Source organism: Chryseobacterium sp. 22543 (genome assembly GCF_052044565.1).
In the GTDB taxonomy this organism is placed as follows: domain Bacteria; phylum Bacteroidota; class Bacteroidia; order Flavobacteriales; family Weeksellaceae; genus Chryseobacterium.
Genome location: NZ_JBQENH010000001.1, coordinates 939367 through 957880, shown reverse-complemented (window position 1 = coordinate 957880; position 18514 = coordinate 939367). Strand labels below are relative to the sequence as shown.

At 35.3% G+C, this 18514-nt stretch carries 14 protein-coding genes and 1 other RNA gene; 10 read left to right on the top strand and 5 right to left on the bottom strand.

Going from position 1 to position 18514, the window contains the following annotated elements:
* Positions 1–2 precede the first annotated feature (2 nt).
* The 5 genes from ACTJIP_RS04205 to ACTJIP_RS04185 all read left to right on the top strand — a co-directional run bounded on the left by ACTJIP_RS04205 (position 3) and on the right by ACTJIP_RS04185 (position 8706).
* Entirely contained in the window at positions 3–644 is a 642-nt protein-coding gene (locus tag ACTJIP_RS04205) for a hypothetical protein (RefSeq protein ID WP_440704153.1), read from the top strand.
* A gap of 153 nt (positions 645–797) precedes the next feature.
* Entirely contained in the window at positions 798–2540 is a 1743-nt protein-coding gene (locus ACTJIP_RS04200; RefSeq protein WP_440704152.1) for a helix-turn-helix domain-containing protein, read from the top strand.
* Positions 2541–3287: 747 nt separating this feature from the next.
* The gene (gene asnS, locus ACTJIP_RS04195) at positions 3288–4736 is read left to right on the top strand and encodes an asparagine--tRNA ligase (RefSeq protein ID WP_047386768.1); all 1449 of its coding nucleotides are present in this window, start codon (positions 3288–3290) and stop codon (positions 4734–4736) included.
* Positions 4737–4895: 159 nt separating this feature from the next.
* On the top strand, positions 4896–6359 hold the full coding sequence (gene rpoN / locus ACTJIP_RS04190) for an RNA polymerase factor sigma-54 (RefSeq protein ID WP_077419195.1): 1464 nt from the start codon (positions 4896–4898) through the stop codon (positions 6357–6359).
* A 199-nt stretch (positions 6360–6558) separates the two neighbouring features.
* The gene (locus ACTJIP_RS04185) at positions 6559–8706 is read left to right on the top strand and encodes a hypothetical protein (RefSeq protein ID WP_440704151.1); all 2148 of its coding nucleotides are present in this window, start codon (positions 6559–6561) and stop codon (positions 8704–8706) included.
* Between the two features lie 271 nt (positions 8707–8977).
* Here the strand turns inward: ACTJIP_RS04185 and ACTJIP_RS04180 are convergent, their stop codons facing one another.
* The 3 genes from ACTJIP_RS04180 to ACTJIP_RS04170 are packed head-to-tail and all read right to left on the bottom strand — an operon-like array spanning position 8978 to position 11817.
* A complete protein-coding gene (locus tag ACTJIP_RS04180; RefSeq protein WP_180564459.1) occupies positions 8978–10600 on the bottom strand; it encodes an AMP-binding protein in 1623 nt (540 codons plus the stop codon).
* 58 nt (positions 10601–10658) lie between these two features.
* Positions 10659–11333, bottom strand: a complete 675-nt coding sequence (locus tag ACTJIP_RS04175) for a beta-carotene 15,15'-monooxygenase (protein WP_077419198.1) — start codon at positions 11331–11333, stop codon at positions 10659–10661.
* A complete protein-coding gene (locus ACTJIP_RS04170; protein ID WP_047386784.1) occupies positions 11326–11817 on the bottom strand; it encodes an RNA polymerase sigma factor in 492 nt (163 codons plus the stop codon). Before ACTJIP_RS04170 ends, ACTJIP_RS04175 begins: the two co-directional genes overlap by 8 nt.
* Positions 11818–11976: 159 nt before the next feature.
* On the opposite strand from ACTJIP_RS04170, the gene rnpB reads away from it, so the two are divergent.
* From rnpB to ACTJIP_RS04150, 4 genes are all read left to right on the top strand, one after another.
* Positions 11977–12301: RNase P RNA component class A (gene rnpB, locus ACTJIP_RS04165), an RNA gene on the top strand.
* A gap of 176 nt (positions 12302–12477) precedes the next feature.
* Complete coding sequence (locus ACTJIP_RS04160; protein ID WP_077419199.1) at positions 12478–13008, top strand: hypothetical protein; 531 nt, start codon at positions 12478–12480, stop codon at positions 13006–13008.
* A 22-nt stretch (positions 13009–13030) separates the two neighbouring features.
* A complete protein-coding gene (locus ACTJIP_RS04155; protein ID WP_440704150.1) occupies positions 13031–13558 on the top strand; it encodes a hypothetical protein in 528 nt (175 codons plus the stop codon).
* A gap of 46 nt (positions 13559–13604) precedes the next feature.
* The gene (locus tag ACTJIP_RS04150) at positions 13605–14195 is read left to right on the top strand and encodes a glycine-rich domain-containing protein (RefSeq protein ID WP_077419201.1); all 591 of its coding nucleotides are present in this window, start codon (positions 13605–13607) and stop codon (positions 14193–14195) included.
* An 11-nt stretch (positions 14196–14206) separates the two neighbouring features.
* On the opposite strand, the gene ACTJIP_RS04145 is transcribed toward ACTJIP_RS04150, so the two are convergent.
* Positions 14207–15076 (bottom strand): polyphosphate kinase 2 family protein, encoded by an 870-nt coding sequence (locus ACTJIP_RS04145; protein WP_077419202.1) that lies wholly within the window; start codon positions 15074–15076, stop codon positions 14207–14209.
* A gap of 207 nt (positions 15077–15283) precedes the next feature.
* The gene (locus ACTJIP_RS04140) at positions 15284–15754 is read right to left on the bottom strand and encodes a DUF1573 domain-containing protein (RefSeq protein ID WP_077419203.1); all 471 of its coding nucleotides are present in this window, start codon (positions 15752–15754) and stop codon (positions 15284–15286) included.
* 128 nt (positions 15755–15882) lie between these two features.
* Between ACTJIP_RS04140 and ACTJIP_RS04135 the strand changes: the two genes are divergently transcribed.
* Positions 15883–18498, top strand: a complete 2616-nt coding sequence (locus tag ACTJIP_RS04135; RefSeq protein WP_077419204.1) for a valine--tRNA ligase — start codon at positions 15883–15885, stop codon at positions 18496–18498.
* The last annotated feature ends 16 nt before the right edge of the window (positions 18499–18514 follow it).

Here is an 18514-nt window from a genome sequence, read left to right as displayed (position 1 = left end):
CCATGAAAAATTATAAACTGATCTTATTTTTATTGATGTTGCCAGCGCTTATTTTTTCACAAAATGTTGCAGCCGATACATTAAAGGCCAATAGTGAAGATTCTTTTGATTATAAAAAATATTATGACTGCGATTTTGGAGAAGGGAATGTTTTATTAGTGATCAAAAAAGGAAAAGAATTTACAGACCTTACAGATTTAAGAAAATCAGGGAAAGGATTTGAGATTAAAATGGAAGCTATATACAGTATGGAATTTAATGACGGGAAAAGATATGAATCAAGTGTAGTGAAAAAAATTACACAGGACAGTCTTTCGATCACGAATTTTTTTAACGAAAATGCAGCCAAACTTGCGGGACAACCCTTCACGTTGATTACTTATCCTCTTTCCTCTTTAAAATATGTCCGTTTTATTGATGACCGGATGCTGTCTTTGTACGGTAAAAAGAATGTCCAGAAAAATTTTGATCTGATCGTAAAGAAAATGGACCGCGCGAAAATGTGTCCTGCTATTATTCAGTTTAAAGACAGAAACGGAGAGATGAAAGTCTGTCATTTTTATCTGACATCTCAGGGCTATGATCTTTTGTATGAAAACAATGGGAGAGTGTATTATCTGGAAGGTAGAGTAGAATGGAAATAATTGATGAAGAGAGTACAGTATGAAGACTTTACTCTCTTTTGTAAGTTTATCAGCATTGGTTTTAATAAAATTATTCCCCATTCACGGAAAAAAATAAAAGGATTGGTGTATCTACTGAAGAAAAATAATATTTTTGTAATATAGCTAGGATGAATGATGAAAATAAAACTTTTACTACTGTTTTTGATTATCGGGAATGTGTTCTGTCATTCACAAACCCATGATATAGAAAAAAATATCCCCGAACACCGTACTTATGAAGAATTGGAAAAAGAATTCTATGGCAGCCGTGCGGGAGAAGAAAACAGTAAAAGTATTGCAGACTCATATCTTAAAAAGGCAAAATCTGAAAAAAATATCAGTCATATTGCTGAGGGATATGTTATGCTTCATTTTGACGAAGACTTACCCAATGCTTTAAAATATCTTGACAGCTTACAGCATATCACCCAAAATTCTAAAGAAAATACCTATCCGGCCAGAACTTATCTTTTAAGAGGAAATCTTTATTTTAGAAATGATAATCTTCAGTCTGCATTGAATAATTATATCTTAGGGCTGAAGTATGCAAAAGAAAAAGGAAATAAGAGGCAGATTGCCATGGCACACATCAGTATTGCCTATCTGAATAATTATATTGGAAAACACGCGGAAACAGCTAAAGTATTAAGACATTATGCCTATGATGCTGATTATATGAATGAAGTTGAGAAAAACTCTCTCAAACTGAATCTGGCTGATGCTTACATAGAAATTAATAAAATGGATTCTGCGTATGTATTGATACAGAATGGCTTACAGGATTCCAAAAAAAATAATGATGTTTACCGTTATTATCAGAATCTTGGACTGCTGGGATATTATCATCTGCATTCAAAAAATTATCAGAAAGCTATTGATGGTTTATTGGAATGTGAAAAATATTTTTTTACCAATAGTAGTGGCAGTAAAAGAAACCAGCATTATACTCTTTTATATTTAGGGAAATCCTATGCCGGGCTTCAGGAAAAAGAAAAAGCTGTAGACTTTTTCCGGAAGATTGATTCTATGGTTCTTAAAACAAATTATATCTATCCGGAGCTGAGAGATGTATATACTTACCTGATTGATTATTATAAAGAAAACGGTGATAAAGAAAAACAACTGTATTATGTGGATCGCTTTTTAAAAGTTGATCAGGTTCTGGATACTCAATTCAGATATATTTCCAGAGAGCTTCCGAGAAGATATGATACTCCGGAACTACAGCAGGAGAAAGAAAATATTACCAATGAGCTTACAAAAAGAAAGAGTCTCTTTTATATTGTTTTAAGTCTTTTGCTTATATCACATTTATTATTTATCAACTTTTATTTCAAATACAAAAAATCAGAAAAAAATTATAAAAATATTGCCCAGGATCTGATCCAGTCTGTTAATGAAAACAGAGTAGGAAAGAACAAAGATTCTGAATTCAAAAAAGAAACCCTGTCTGAGCCTCTTCCGATAGAAAATACAGTAAATTCAGAAGACAGAACTACCAGAACAATCTCAGAAGATATTACCCAAACCATTTTAAGAGAACTTGAAATCTTTGAAAACAAAGACCAGTTTTTAAATAAAGGAATTACATTGGGAAGTCTCGCCAAAAAGATAAAAACAAACTCTAAATATCTGTCAGAAATTATCAATACTTACAAAGGGAAAAATTTTGCAACGTACCTCAACGATCTCCGTATTGATTATGCCATCAGCAGATTGGCCAATGACAGAAAATTCAGGTCCTATAAAATTCCATTTATCGCAGAAGAATTAGGGTATAATAATGAGCAGGCTTTCACTTTAGCCTTCAAAAAACGAACCGGAACCCCTCTTTCCATCTATTTGAAAGAGATTGAAAATATGTCTTCAAATTAGGTTTAATTTATTGGTATTCATTTATTTTGTGTTTATAAATTCATGATTTTATGTATATAAATTTATGAATCTATAGATCATATACTTGTTTCATTATTCCACTTCCTGCATCTTTGCTTCAGGTAAAAACACAACCATTTATTTTGTATGTGCACAATACAAGATATCATTCCAGACTATTGATTAATTAGAAAATCAAATCAGGAATTATATCATAAAAATTAATAATGAAGTGGATAATAACCAGAAAATAAAATGTAAATAATGAGATAATTGTTCAAAAGTTTGGAAATATAAAAGTGTAGTGATCATTAAAAATCATAAACAGTTAAAAACAAAATCCAGTGGTGAATCCGCCACACAGTTTAAAAGTATAGTATAGTCTAAAAATGGATGTATGACCGGGTAATTTACCACGGAGTTATCACTTAAAAACTAATAACCATTTCAATAAAACTAATTCCATGAAAACTCGGAGTAAAATAAAATTTTATTCTTTTTAAAAGTGATAGTGTAAGTGTGTTCATTCCGTGTCAATACGGATTTTATTGAAGTTCAGGACAATATTGAGTGGAAATGTAACCTGAAAATGAAGAAGAGTCTGCAGCAGAAAACAGGTGAATTCCCTGAACTCAAAGTTTAAATACTCGTTAAATGATTTTTAAAGACGGCGCAATCATCAAGTTGCGCTGTTTTTTTGTAACTTTGCGGACATTAATTTTTATATAAAAAATTTATCATCAACAAATGAAAAAGCAAACGATCAAAGAAGTCCTAAAGGATTACAAGAAAGTATTACATCATGACATTACAGTTTACGGATGGGTAAGATCATTCCGTGCAAATCGCTTTATTGCACTTAATGATGGTTCTACGATTAATAATTTGCAGATAGTTGTTGATTTCGAAAATTTTGATGAAGCAATCATCAAGAATATCAGTACTGCTTCTTCCCTGAAAGTAGTGGGTGAAGTAGTGGAAAGCCAGGGAGCAGGACAGTCTGTGGAAATTATCGCTAAAAAGATTATTGTTTTAGGAGATAATTTTACAGAAGAACTTCAGAGTACAATTCTTCAGCCTAAGAAACACAGTCTTGAAAAACTTCGTGAGCAGGCACACTTAAGATTCAGAACAAACCTTTTCGGAGCAGTGTTCAGAGTGCGCCATGCAGTAAGCTTTGCGGTTCACTCGTTCTTCAATCAAAACCAGTTCTTCTATATCAACACACCGGTTATTACAGGAGCAGATGCAGAAGGAGCAGGTGAAATGTTTGGAGTAACCAATTTTGACCTGAACAATATGCCGAGAACTGAGGAAGGAGATATTGATTTTGCACAGGATTTCTTCGGTAAAAAAACAAACCTTACCGTTTCAGGACAGCTTGAAGGAGAAACTGCAGCCATGGGATTAGGAAGAATCTATACATTCGGACCTACTTTCCGTGCTGAAAATTCTAACACCACAAGACACCTTGCAGAATTCTGGATGATTGAGCCGGAAGTTGCTTTCAACAACCTTGAAGACAATATCGACCTTGCGGAAGATTTCTTAAAATATGTAATCCAGTATGTATTGGATAACTGTAAAGATGATCTTGAGTTCTTAGACAACCGTTTTGCAGAAGAACAGAAAACAAAACCGGAAAAAGAAAGAGCAAAAGAAGGTCTTATCGAAAAACTTCAGAATGTAGTGGCTAAGCGTTTCAAGCGTGTAAGCTATACAGAAGCAATCGAAATCCTATTGAACTCGAAAGAAAATAAAAAAGGAAAATTTGCTTACCCGGTTGAAAGTTGGGGAACAGATCTTCAGTCTGAGCATGAAAGATATCTTGTTGAAAAACATTTTGAAAGCCCGGTCGTATTATTTGATTATCCGAAAGAGATCAAAGCTTTCTATATGAAACTGAACGATGACAATAAAACCGTTGCAGCTATGGATGTTCTTTTCCCTGGTATTGGTGAAATCATCGGTGGATCAGAAAGAGAAGCAAGACTGGATGTTTTAAAACAGAAAATGGCAGATATGCATGTAGATGAACATGAGCTTTGGTGGTATCTTGATACCAGAAAATTCGGTTCTGTGCCGCATGCAGGCTTTGGTTTAGGACTTGAAAGATTAGTTCTTTTCGTAACAGGAATGACGAATATCAGAGATGTGATTCCTTTCCCAAGAACGCCGAAAAGTGCTGAATTCTAGAACAAAAAAAAAAGCCTTAATCACAAGTTAAGGCTTTTTTTATTTTTCAATAGTTTATTAAGATGGGATGTATCATGCAAAAATCATGCTAAATACGTTTTTTATCAAATAAATTTATTAAATTCGTAGAATATGTTATGTTAAAACGCAAATAAGAATATGCTTAAACAACACTTACAACTCAAATTAGGACAAAAGCTGGCCCCTCAGCAAATCCAGTTGATGAAGCTTATTCAACTTCATACTCTTGAATTTGAAGAGGAGTTGGAGAGAGAGTTAGAAGAAAACCCGGCTTTGGAAATTGCGAAAGAAGATTCTAAGGAAGATGAATACTCTTCCCTGGAAGATGCTTATAAGGATGAGGGTACAGAAAGCATTGAAACAGATTTCGACGTCAATGAATATATCTATGACGATGAACCGAGCTATAAAACTGCATCCAGCAATTATTCTCCGGATGATGAAGAATTTGACAACGAAAGCCTTCTCACAGAGGGACAGTCCTTATATGATTATCTTACAGAACAGATTCACCTGATTAATATCAGTGATGAAGATCTTAAGATTGCAGAATACCTTATCGGGAACTTAGATACAGACGGATATCTTAGAAGAGAAATCAAGTCTATTGTTGATGATCTGGCTTTCTCACAAGGAATTTACACAACTAAAGAAAAAGTTGAGGATATTCTGGAGAACTATGTTCAGAAACTGGATCCATCTGGAGTAGGAGCAAGAGGCCTGCAGGAATGTTTATTGCTGCAAATTGAAAAGAAAGTAAGCTCAGATAAAGCAGTTTCTTTAGCTGCCAATATTTTGAGACATCAGTTTGAAGCCCTGACGAATAAGCACTACAATAAGATCATTCAGAAATATGATATTGAAGAAGAAGATCTGAAAGATGCACTGGAAGAAATCTCAAAATTATCCCCGAAAGTAGGAGGGAACTTCGATACACAAACAATTACAATTAATCAGGAAATTATTCCGGATTTTGTAATTCAGGTAAAAGATGGATTGGTGATTCCTATGCTCAACAGCAAAAATGCACCTACTTTAAGAGTTTCTGAAGAGTATAAAGATATTTTGACTACTTATTCCCATGATAAAAACTCATCGGAACATAAGCAGGCTGCATTATTTATCAAGCAGAAACTGGATGCCGCAAAATGGTATATAGATGCTATTAATCAGCGTCAGAATACTTTATTACAGACGATTACAGCCATTGTAAAGTTTCAGAAGGATTATTTCATTACCGGAGACGAAAAGTCTCTGAAACCAATGATTCTGAAGGACGTTGCTGATATTACAGGATTTGATATCTCCACTATTTCAAGGGTGGTAAAAAGTAAGTATGCAGATACCCCTAACGGGATTGTATATCTTAAAGACCTGTTTTCAGACAGCTTAACGAATGATGATGGAGAGGAAGTTTCTACCAAAGAGATCAAAACCCATCTTCAGGAAGTAATCAGTAAAGAAAACAAAAGAAAGCCGCTTACCGATGATGCATTAGTGGTAATTCTAAAGGAACAGGGTTATAATATTGCCAGAAGAACGATTGCGAAATATCGTGAACAGCTCAATATTCCTGTCGCAAGATTAAGAAAAGAACTTTAAAAATATAAAAAAGCATTTCAATTTGAAATGCTTTTTTTATTATTGAATTTGTACTTGTTTAAAGTTTTCATTCCTTCTTTTTTAATATAACAAGTTTTTATCAACAATTTCAGTACCGTATTTCTACTGAATAAAATTCAATCCTTTATCCCGACATTTGGTTGATTAATCTTTAACTGAACCAATTAATCATTTGCTTATGTCAACAAAAACCGTTCAATTTAGTGTTGAAGTGAAAAATATGATCATCACTTCAGGAAGTTTCCAAGTTTTTGGAATTGTTGAAAATTTTATTGGCGCTGTTAATAACAAAACCTCATTTGAAAACAATACTTTCAGTGTTGAAATTAAAAATGCAGAATCAGAATATTACACTGTAACCGTTTGGGTGCATGAATATATCATTGAAGATACAAAATATAAAATTGAAGGCGAGCCCTTAAGTTTATTGGCAACATTCTATCTTCCTGATGTCACTGCTCCTGTCATTGTAAATCCTGAATCCTCTATTGCTTCAATCTATACATTTGCACGTATGTCGAAAGTAGATGATAACGGAACAGTTCATATTACAGGTACCGAACGAAATATGAAAATTGCTTATGGGATGAAGAAGAATCTTTACAAAACAGAAGGAGTCATCGGGGCTATGATCAGCACATCACCGAATGGCTTTGAAACGAACAGTTATCCGATGTTCAACTCTTTATGTAATTTGTACTATTATTCTTTAACAAACCCAATCCTCAGTACAGGAAAACCTTTTTACAGACAGTTTTTGGATTATGCGTGGCATGAACCTTCTGAATCAAACAAAAATTTTCTTCAGGCTGTACGAAATTTATTACATGATCCTTGTAATAATGCCGATAATATTTATAAAATGCTTATTGGTTTGAAAGAAATTTACCCGGATTCATTAGTCTCAATGAAAAATATGACTGATGATCAAAAAATTCCTAATAACTGGACACTTACCTTAAAAAGTAATTCTTCGGGAGCTAAGAACTTTATTCCAAGTGGTGCTGCATTTGTTGTTTTTGATGCAGATGATAATGCATGGATCGCCAATAATTTCAGGGCCGGTTCTCCGGATTCCGGAACGCATTGTCCTGTTTATAAATACGATGCTACACCTGCTGATTTTTCTCCGGTTCAGGGTGGCGGACTACTTGGAGTAGCTTTTGGAGCTGCAGTGAGCCCGGATAAAAAATATATTTCCTTCGGTAACTTCGGCTGGGGTTCGGAATATAACAATCCACAAGAAGGAAGTATCTCCCGTTTTTATTATAAAGATGGAAAACCGGTAAGTCCTTCCAATGGTTTTACATTAGGACTTTCCAGGGTTCAGGGAATGGAATATGATAATCAGGGAAATCTATGGATGGCTTCGGTGGGCTGCCAGGAACCTTTCGCACCTGCCAAACCGGGAATTTATCCTTTTGAAAACGAACCGAGTGCAGTAGTTGTTTATCTAAAACCGGAAGATGGTGACTTTGGAAAGGGTCCCACAAAGGAATTAACTCTTATTTGTAATGAATTTCCCGTAAAAAGATCACAAAACTTACCTCCGTTACCAACCAAAACCCCTTATTTAAAAATATTTGATGTAATTCCTGATCATAAAGGAAGTGCTTATGTTTCCTGTATCGGAAATTATGATAAAGATGTTCCTGAAAATTGTGCTTTTTCAGCAGTTTATAAAGTTGCAATTGAAGGAAATCAACTGGTGGTTACAAATAGCTGGTTCAGTAATTACTCTGAAAGTGCCAATAAGCAGGAAGGTTATGAATCACTTCGTCAGATTGCAATAAATGGTAATGGCGATGTTGTTGTGGTAGGAGTAAGCAGTAGCCGTGCCACAGTTCTTAGCAAAGACCTTTCAACCGTTTTGGGATATTATGATGTCAATACTTATGCTCCCTGGGGAGTTAAAATAGATAAAAACCACACTGTTTTTCTGGCTAATTTTGGTCATGAAACGGATTTTAAGAATAACCCTACGCTGGATATGCAGGGGCCTTTTGGAGTAACGATGCTTCGTAATCCGTCAAAACCGGAAACGGCAATGCTGCTTACTCTTCCTACAGGCGGTTCTGAGGTCACTTTAGCTAATGGATATCCTTTATATGGTACTCAGCGAAAACCAAAATTGAACGAATCAAAACACGAAGAGTTACAAATGCATTGTTATCAGCCAATCATGAGACTGACTTCAACAAATATTGACGGTGCCGGAAATCTGTGGTGTATGAACAACTGGAAACCGTCAGCCCTTGTAGATGTTTTTGATAATCCCGGTGGCGACGGAGTAGTCATTTTCCTTGGAATTGCAGAACCTGAATAAAGTACATTTCCATTTAAAAATAAAATGCTCCAAAAGGATAAGCAATTATTCAAAGCAAATTCATATAAAAAAACCTGTTTAAGCATTTTAAACAGGTTTTTTTATTTTAATTGGTAAGTCTAAAATGCTTCTGGTGAAAAGCTCATATAAGACGAAAAATCAAACATTTTATAAAACTAATGTGTACTATTGTACATAAAGTTTGGCTCTAAAAAAACTTAAATATTTAAAACTTTTGTGTCTAAAATTATCAATGCAAATTGAGACATGCTCAATCTTTAAAACTGCCTAATTCTAACTCTTTCATAGAAATCTCCCGCATTTCTACTTTTCTTATTTTTCCGGAAATAGTCATGGGGAACTCATCTACAAACTTCCAGTATTTCGGTACTTTATAGTGGGCAATTTTTCCTTTGCAGTATTCCTGCAGTTCTTCAGCGGTGATGGTAAAACCTTTTCTCACTTTTACCCAGGCCATCACTTCTTCCCCAAACCTTTCACTTGGAACACCAATGATTTGAACATCAAGGATGTTGGTGTAAGTATATAAAAAGTCTTCAATTTCTTTAGGTGAAATATTTTCTCCGCCACGGATGATGAGGTCTTTTATTCTTCCTGAAATGGTAATATATCCGTCTTTATCCATTACTGCCATATCTCCGGTATGCATCCAGCGGGCATCGTCCAGTACTTTTTTAGTGTTTTCAGGGTCATTCCAGTATTTCAGCATGACAGAATAGCCTCTTGTACAAAGTTCGCCATGTTCTCCACGTTTCAGGGTTCTGCCATTTTCATCCACAATTTTTATTTCAAGGTGATCCTGAACAGTTCCCACAGTACTTACCTGCTTCTCCAGCGGTGTTCCTATTAAAGTCTGGGTAGATACAGGCGAAGTTTCCGTCATTCCGTAGCAGATGCTCATTTCTTTAATATTCATCAAACTTTCTACCTTTTTCATAATCTCGGGAGGGCATACTGATCCTGCCATGACACCAGTTCTTAAGCTTGAAAAATCATACTTATTAAAATCTTTTACTGCCAGTTCAGCAATAAACATGGTAGGAACACCATACAAAGAAGTACATTTTTCGTCAGAAACGGCTTTTAAAGTAATTTCCGGATCAAAACTGTCGTTTGGAATTACCATGCAGGCTCCATGGGCTGTGCAGCATATATTTCCGATAACCATACCGAAGCAATGATAGAAGGGAACAGGAATACAGACCCGGTCTTTCTCAGTATATTTTAATCTGATTCCGATAAAATAACCGTTGTTGAGAATATTATGATGAGAAAGCGTGACGCCTTTCGGGAAACCTGTAGTTCCGGAAGTATATTGAATATTAACAGGGTCATCAAATTGTACATGTTCTTCAAAACTGTGAAGAACTTCATCTGAAATATCCTGACCCTTATTGACAAAAGCTTCCCAGGTTTCATCAAAGAATATTTCATGTTCAAGGGTGGGGCATACTTCTTTGGCATACTCAACCATTTCTTTGTAGTTGCTGCTTTTATAACTTAAGGAAGAAAAAATGAAACGAACTTCAGACTGATTAAGGACATAGGTGAGTTCATGAGTCCTGTAGGCCGGATTGATATTAACTAAAATAGTTCCTATTCTCGCAGTGGCATACTGCAAAAGAACCCATTCATAACGGTTAGAAGACCAGATTCCGATTCTGTCACCGGCTTTTGCTCCCAAAAGCAGTAAAGCTTTTGCAACAGCGGTTGTCTGATTGTAAAATTCCTGGTAAGTAGCTCTGTAATTCTGATGAACACAGACTAATGCTTCCTGATGGGGATGTTTTTCGACAGTACTTTTAAGATTGGCTCCGATGGTCTGTCCTAATAATGAAACCTCAGAAGTTCCATATACATAAGATAAGGGCATAGTTTAAGATTTGGTGGGCTAAAATTAATAATTATATCCCGAAATATGCCTATGTATATTAACTTTCCTGAGAATCTATTTCTTTAAGCTGCTTTAAATTTTTATCAAGTTTTTTAATAATTGTACCATATACCAGTCTGTAATAAAGCCAGATCATAGATATGCCTAATAAGGTACTGACAACAATTCCTACTATAATGATGGTAAGATTTGAGCCGCTAGGCTGTATATTCTGAGAATTTAAAGTGTAAAATATGAATGCAGTCAATACAAACGTGAATATCAACAATAATACAATGCTGATCAGAATAAAAGCATTCACTGTGGTTTTGAACTTAATAATTCTGGTGATAAGACCCTTCAGATTTTCCTCAATCTTGATTCTTCTGTAATTCTGGTAGAACTTCAATACAAAATATGCTGTGATCAATAAACTTAAAACTTTTATAGCTAAATAAGCATGGCCGAAGTTGTTTTCTACTTCCGGAGCTTCCTGAGCGCCTAATCTTTCCAGCATTTTGCGGAAGCTGTCTGATTCTTCTTCCGGGAAAAGATAAAACAGACCTAATACGGAAAAGAACAAAAATTCTACAACGCTGATCCAGAAAATATACTTTATGTAATTACGTGATTTTCTATTCAACATCTGGAGAATCTCCTTGTCGTCATATTTAGGCTGAACAGGTTGTTCCTGCCATGTTTTTTTTAAACTATCTAGATCAAATTCAGGCATATTTTTCCATCTGTTCTTTAAGGGTTTTCTTTAATCTGTTCATTTTCACGCGTGCATTGACTTCAGTGATACCGAGGTTTTCTGCAATATCCTTGTAAGGCAGATCGTCAAGATACATCATGACAATGGCTCTTTCTACATTAGGAAGAGTCTTGATTACAGTATACAAAAGTGATACCTGCTGCTGTTTTTCATCGTCATCTTCCACAAAATCCTTGTGGTTGATGTCCAGCTCATTCGTAGGAAGACTTTTGCTTTTTTTTCTAAAGAGGGTAATGGCCGTATTGAGCGCTACACGATACATCCATGTGGAAATCTTGGAATTCCCTTTAAAGGAATCATAGCTTCTCCAGAGCTGTAAAACAATTTCCTGGAAAAGATCCTCCTCATCTTCCAGAGAATTGGTATACAGGCGCGATACCTTGATAATCAGACCCTGATTATCCTTAATAAGCTTCGCAAATTCTTTTTCTCTGGAATCCATAGATATATAATGGCACGAAGATAATAATAAAGTGGTAATTGGTGAAAATTATAATGTAAAATCATAGAAATGTGAAACAAAGAGAATTAACAGCTGAGATTTCTCTGCTGCCTTAGCTTTATCCACTTTCTTTGCGAAATTTATGTATCTTTGCATCCGCGAGAAAATCGGCTTGTTGATTTCCCGTTTTACGGGAGGTAGGAAAGTCCGGACACCATAGAGCAGCAAAGCGGATAACATCCGTCACCCGTGAGGGTAGGACAAGTGCAACAGAAAGCAAGTACAGTTCGGCTGTAGTGAAACCAGGTAAACTCTTTGCGGTGCAATGGTAAGTATATCGGTTCTTTTCAGTAATGGAAATAGGGGCGGCTCGTCCTGAAAACCGAGGGGTAATCAGCTCAAGTGTTGCAGCAATGTAATACGTAGATAAATAACAGGCACTTCTTCGGAAGTACAAAATCCGGCTTATAGATTTTCTCGTTTTTTACAATATAATCTTCCTCAAATTTTATTCTTAAAATCAAATCTGTTTTCATAGTTATATGTGAAAAAGGGTATTGTTTTGTATAAGTCTAATATAAGACTTATATGAAACTAAATAAGACGAATAGAAAACTTTTATATTTTTCTGTTACCACACATTTGTATAAACAAATTAAAATGAGAACAGAAATCACATTACATTCAGTTCCTGAAGAAAAACCCGGATATATTCTTATTCTACTCTACATTGCCTTTGTATACGGATTATTTTGGGTGATAGATCAATGTCTGGTTTATTTTTTCAGTGATGTTACCAATGTTATACTGATAAAGATTTTTAATAATACGGTATGGATCGGGTTGATGTTTTTAAATTATTTGATCGTAAAACATTTCCTTTATCTGATTAGAAAACAAAGAAAACGTCCGGTTATTTATCCTGCTTTAACCATCTCAAAAGAAGGAATAACTTATTATCCGGAAAACAAAAAATCCGAATGGGGAAATATTTCAGAAATACAGATTATAGATTCTATATTGGCTGTAACTGTAGATTTTGATTCTGGAAAAGATTTTAAACTTAACCTTTTCAAGACAGATCTTCAGAAGCAAATGAAGCAGGAAGATTTTGAAAAGCTATTGGAATATCATTATAAAAAAGAAATTTATACCTATATTACTCCATCATCCTGTGGTTGTGGCTGTTAATTTTAATATATTAACATACAAAATGAAAACAGAAATCACTTTATATAAATCCAGACAAAGAAAACCAGGATATGTGGCGATTATTTTCTTTACGCTCATATCACTTGCTCTATTGGCTGCTCTTTGTGCAATAATCTATCTTTTGCTGACAAGTAATAGTTTTTTTAAATTTTTAATCTCGGTTATTGTACTTGTATTGATATCAGCCTTATTTTATGGTTCAGTAAAAATCTTAATCGGATGCATTAGGGAACAGAGAACGCCGGAAGAAAAAGCTGTTGAAATATTATCCATCACCAAAACAGGAATTTTTAACCATAAGAAAAAGCAGCAATTGATTTGGAACGAAATTTCTGAAATTCAGATTATTGATGCCGTTATTTCGGTGACAGTAGATTTGTATCCTGAAAAAGATTTTCAATTAAATTTAGGGGATACAGATGTTTATACGGATATGAACAGAGATGATTTTGCAAAATTACTTCAATGTCATTACAAAAAAGAAATTTATACCTATAATAGCCCTCCATCATGTGGATGCGGAGGTTGATTGAGTTTATATTAATAACTAGCATTACCATTAAAATTTTGACATCATGAAACCCGAATTTACTTCCGTTTTACTTGATAGCACACAGTTAGATTATGACCAGAATCCTTTGTGGGAAAGGATTTCATCGTATCAGATTGATCAGGCTCACGTCATCATTCCATTTTCCAGAAAATTAGCTCAGACTGAAGGGTGGACGAGAAGATTCTGTCTGCTTGCCATTGAAGAATATAAAAAGTTTGTTTATTTATGCTGTATCTCAAAAAACGGAGCCTCCCCTTCAATCGTAGTAGATAAAGTATGGCATATGCATTTGCTCTATACCACTGAATACTGGAAAGAATTCTGTCCGAAGATCCTGGAAAGAGAGCTGCATCATTTCCCAAATGTAGGTGGAATTAATGATTATCATAAGCATCAGGACTGGTATCTGGAAACATTAAAACTGTACATCAATATTTTCAGGCAAAATCCACCCGAAGTTTTCTGGCGCATTCCAAAGGAAATTATACCATTCCTATTACCTGAAAATGGGAATAAGATAAAAAATACCGGACAATTCACATGGAAAAAAACCTTTGAAAAATTACATTCAAAGGTCTTTAATTATATTCATCACAGATCGGTTTTGAAATAAGCCATGACTGATTATTCTCCCATTAATTGTGTTTTGGCCCGCTCTAGGTCTTCTTTGTCTTTATCAGAAAGGGTAGGATATTTGAGATTCATTTTTTCAAGAGTATCAATAATAATCTGGATAGCAGCCACTCTTGCAAACCATTTGTTGTCGGCAGGAAGTACATACCAAGGAGCATGATCTTTTGATGTTTCATTGATTGCTGTTTCATAAGCTTCCATATATTGATCGAATAATGCTCTTTCCGGAAGATCTGCTGCAGAGAATTTCCAGTTTTTTTCCTGTTCATTGATTCTGTCCAGAAGCCTTTTTTTCTGCTCATCCTTAGAAACATGTAAAAAGATCTTTACAACCGTTGTTCCGTTCTGTGAAAGGTGCTTTTCAAAATTTCTGATACTTTCATATCTGTTTTCCCAGAATTTATTGTCGAAATCTTTTACTGAAGACCATGTTTTTTCACTTAAATTATATTCAGGATGTACTTTACAGACCAGGACACTCTCATAATGGGACCGGTTGAAAATCCCAATCATTCCTTTCTGTGGCAATGCGAGATAATGCCTCCATAAAAAATCATGGGAATACTCTTTAGAACTTGGTGTTTTAAAACTGGTCACATTGCATCCCTGAGGATTCACCCCTCCGAAAACATGTTCTATCATACTGTCTTTTCCCGCTGCATCCATAGCCTGTAATACAACCAGGAGAGACTGGCTTCCGTCAGCATATAATCTTTCCTGCAGTTCACGAAGCTTTTCTTTCTCCTGAATCAGCATTTGTTCTCCATCTTCTTTGGTGAGTTTTCCTTTATAAGATGTTGAAGTTTTTTTTATTGAAAACTTTCCATTTACCTTAAAGTCATCTGAGAAATTGGTGTCCATATATTTAAAAGATTAAAAGATGTTGTTGTTATAATTCAATAGGGGGTGGGCTTTAGCCCAGCCATTTTAAGAAGGAATAGGCCCAAAGATTTCAGCAAATGTCACTTCCTCCCACCCATTACCTGTCATCTGCTGCCTTAACAAACATAAATGTAATAAAAAAACCGCCTCTATGGAGACGGTTTCTTTATTTTTTTTGAGTAGAGATTACTTCGCAGCAGCCTTTTTAGCTAGTTTAGCAGCTTTTTTCTCAGCTTTAGCAGCTTCTTTCTGCTCAGCAGGAGTCAATACTTTTGCCTCAGCAACAGGAGCATTAGCGTCTACATTACCTTTAATGTAGATTACACTTCTACTGTTTACAGGGTCATTAGAGAAAACCTCAATCATTTTGTTGAAACCTCCAGGAATAGCAGTGTTGTATCCAACTTTGATCTTAGCGGATTTACCCGGCATGATAGGATCTTGGCTGAACTCAGGAGTTGTACATCCACAAGAAGGCTTTACGTTTGAAAGAATCAAAGGCTTATCACCTGAATTCGTTACAGTAAAGAATCTCGTACCATCAGCATTGGGCTTAATAGTACCGTAATCAAAAGTTGTTTTATCAAATGTAATTGTTTGTGCAGATGCAATTGCAAATGTCCCGAATAATGCAATTCCTGCAATTAGTTTTTTCATATTCTTGAATGTTAATACGTTTGTTAGATAAATTTTGTGAAACAAAGTTAAAAATTATTTTAATTCATGCTTAAAAATTTTTTTCTTTAGACTATTTTTGCAAATTGCAAGCCAAAGAAATAGAATTTATGCAGATTTCAGAAAAGTACAATCCACAGGAAACAGAACAGAAATGGTACAATTACTGGTTGGAAAATAAATATTTCCACTCAGAACCTAATGACAAACCACCATATACCGTGGTTATTCCTCCGCCAAACGTAACGGGGATATTACACATGGGACATATGCTGAACAATACAATTCAAGATGTTCTGGTCCGTCGTGCAAGAATGCGCGGGTTTAATGCTTGTTGGATTCCGGGAACAGATCACGCTTCAATTGCTACCGAAGCTAAAGTTGTTGCTAAATTGAAGTCTGAAGGAATCAATAAGTCAGATCTTACCCGTGAAGAATTTCTAAAACATGCCTGGGACTGGACTCATAAATATGGAGGTACCATCCTTGAGCAGCTGAAAAAACTGGGATGTTCTTGTGATTGGGACAGAACCCGTTTTACAATGGAAGATAATCTTTCAAAACAGGTCATCATAAGTTTCGTAGATCTGTATAATAAAGGAAAGATCTACAGAGGATACAGAATGGTCAACTGGGATCCTGAAGCCAAGACTAATATTTCTGATGAAGAAGTAATATTCAAAGAGCAGAACGGAAAACTATATTTCCTTAAATATAAAATTGAAGGCTCAGAAGAGTTCCTTTCAGTTGCTACTACACGCCCTGAAACTATTTTTGGGGATACTGCAGTGTGTATCAATCCTAATGATGAAAGATATGCTCACTTAAAAGGTAAAAATGTAATTGTACCGATTGTAAACAGAGTAGTTCCAATCATTGAAGACGAATATGTTGATATTGAATTCGGAACTGGAGCCCTGAAAATTACGCCGGCACATGATGTGAATGACTACGAAATCGGACAGAGACATCAGCTGAAAATGATTGATGCTTTGGATGATGACGGAAATCTTAATGAGCATGGATTACATTATGCAGGGAAAAACAGATTCGATGTAAGAAAGCAGATTGCAAAAGAACTGGAAGAAAAAGATCTTTTGCTGAAAGCTGAAGACTATGTAAATAAAGTAGGAACTTCGGAAAGAACAGGTGCGGTAATTGAACCTAAAATTTCTGTACAGTGGTTCCTTAAGATGTCTGATCTTGCTAAGCCTGCTTTAGACGTGGTAATGGATGATGATGTGAAATTCTATCCAGAGAAATTTAAAAATACCTACAAACACTGGATGGAAAACATCCGTGACTGGAATATTTCCCGTCAGCTATGGTGGGGACAGCAGATTCCTGCTTTTTACTACGGAACAGGAGATGAAGATTTTGTAGTAGCTGAAACCGCTGAAGAAGCGTTAGAATTAGCAAAACAGAAATCCGGAAATCCGGAACTTACTCTGGAGAATCTAAGACAGGATCAGGATACATTAGATACATGGTTCTCTGCCTGGTTATGGCCAATGTCTGTATTTGAAGGACTTTTAGATCCAGAAAATAAAGATATCAAATATTATTATCCTACTTCTGACCTGGTAACTGCCCCTGATATTATTTTCTTCTGGGTGGCAAGAATGATCATGTCCGGGCTGGAATACAAAAAAGAAGTGCCGTTCAAGAATGTTTACTTTACGGGAATTGTAAGGGATAAACAAAGAAGAAAAATGTCCAAATCTTTAGGAAACTCTCCGGATCCTATTGAATTAATGGAAAAATATGGTGCTGATGGTGTACGTGTAGGAATTCTATTGAGTTCTGCAGCTGGAAATGACCTTCTTTTTGATGAAGATCTAATGCTTCAGGGAAGAAACTTCATGACGAAAATCTGGAGCGCATTCCGTTTGATCAATATGTGGAATCATGAAGATAAACCTGCAATTGCTACAGATCACCAGGCTATTGAATGGTTTGAAAATAAACTGAACAAAACAATCGTTGAAATTAATGATCAGTTTGAGAAATTCAGAATTTCTGATGCGCTGCATTTGATCTATAAATTAATTTGGGATGATTTTTGTGGTTGGTATCTTGAAGCAATCAAGCCTAACTATGGAGAGGGAATTTCTAAAGAAGTATATAATAAAACCATCTATTTCTTTGAAGAATTGATGAAGCTGCTTCATCCGTTCATGCCATTCCAGTCTGAAGAAATCTGGCAGTTGATTTCTGAAAGAAGTATTGATGAAGCGCTTGTTATTGCCCAGCAGAAGAATGCTGATAACTTTAGTGAAGAGGTTATTAAAAACTTTGAAATCACAGCTGAATTGATTTCTGGAGTTAGAAATTACCGCCAGACAAAAGGAATTTCGCCAAGAGAAACTGTTGAGGTATATACCAATGCTTCTGAATTTGCGAATGAAGCCGTAGTAAGAAAATTGGCTAATATTTCTGAGATCCATTTTGGGCAGAAAACAGATAAGCCAAGCTTTACCTTCCTGGTAGGAGCAACTGAAGTTTCTATTCCTTTAAGTGAAAACTTGGATTTAGGAGAAGAAAAAGTAAAAACTGAAGAGGAATTGAAATATTTAAAAGGATTCTTAATTTCAGTAGATAAGAAACTTTCCAATGAAAAGTTTGTTGCCAATGCTAAACCAGAAGTTGTAGAAGTGGAACGTAAGAAGCAGAAAGATGCTCAGGATAAAATTGCGATCCTTGAAGAGAAACTGAAAAGTTTGTAAAAATTGCCTAATAATA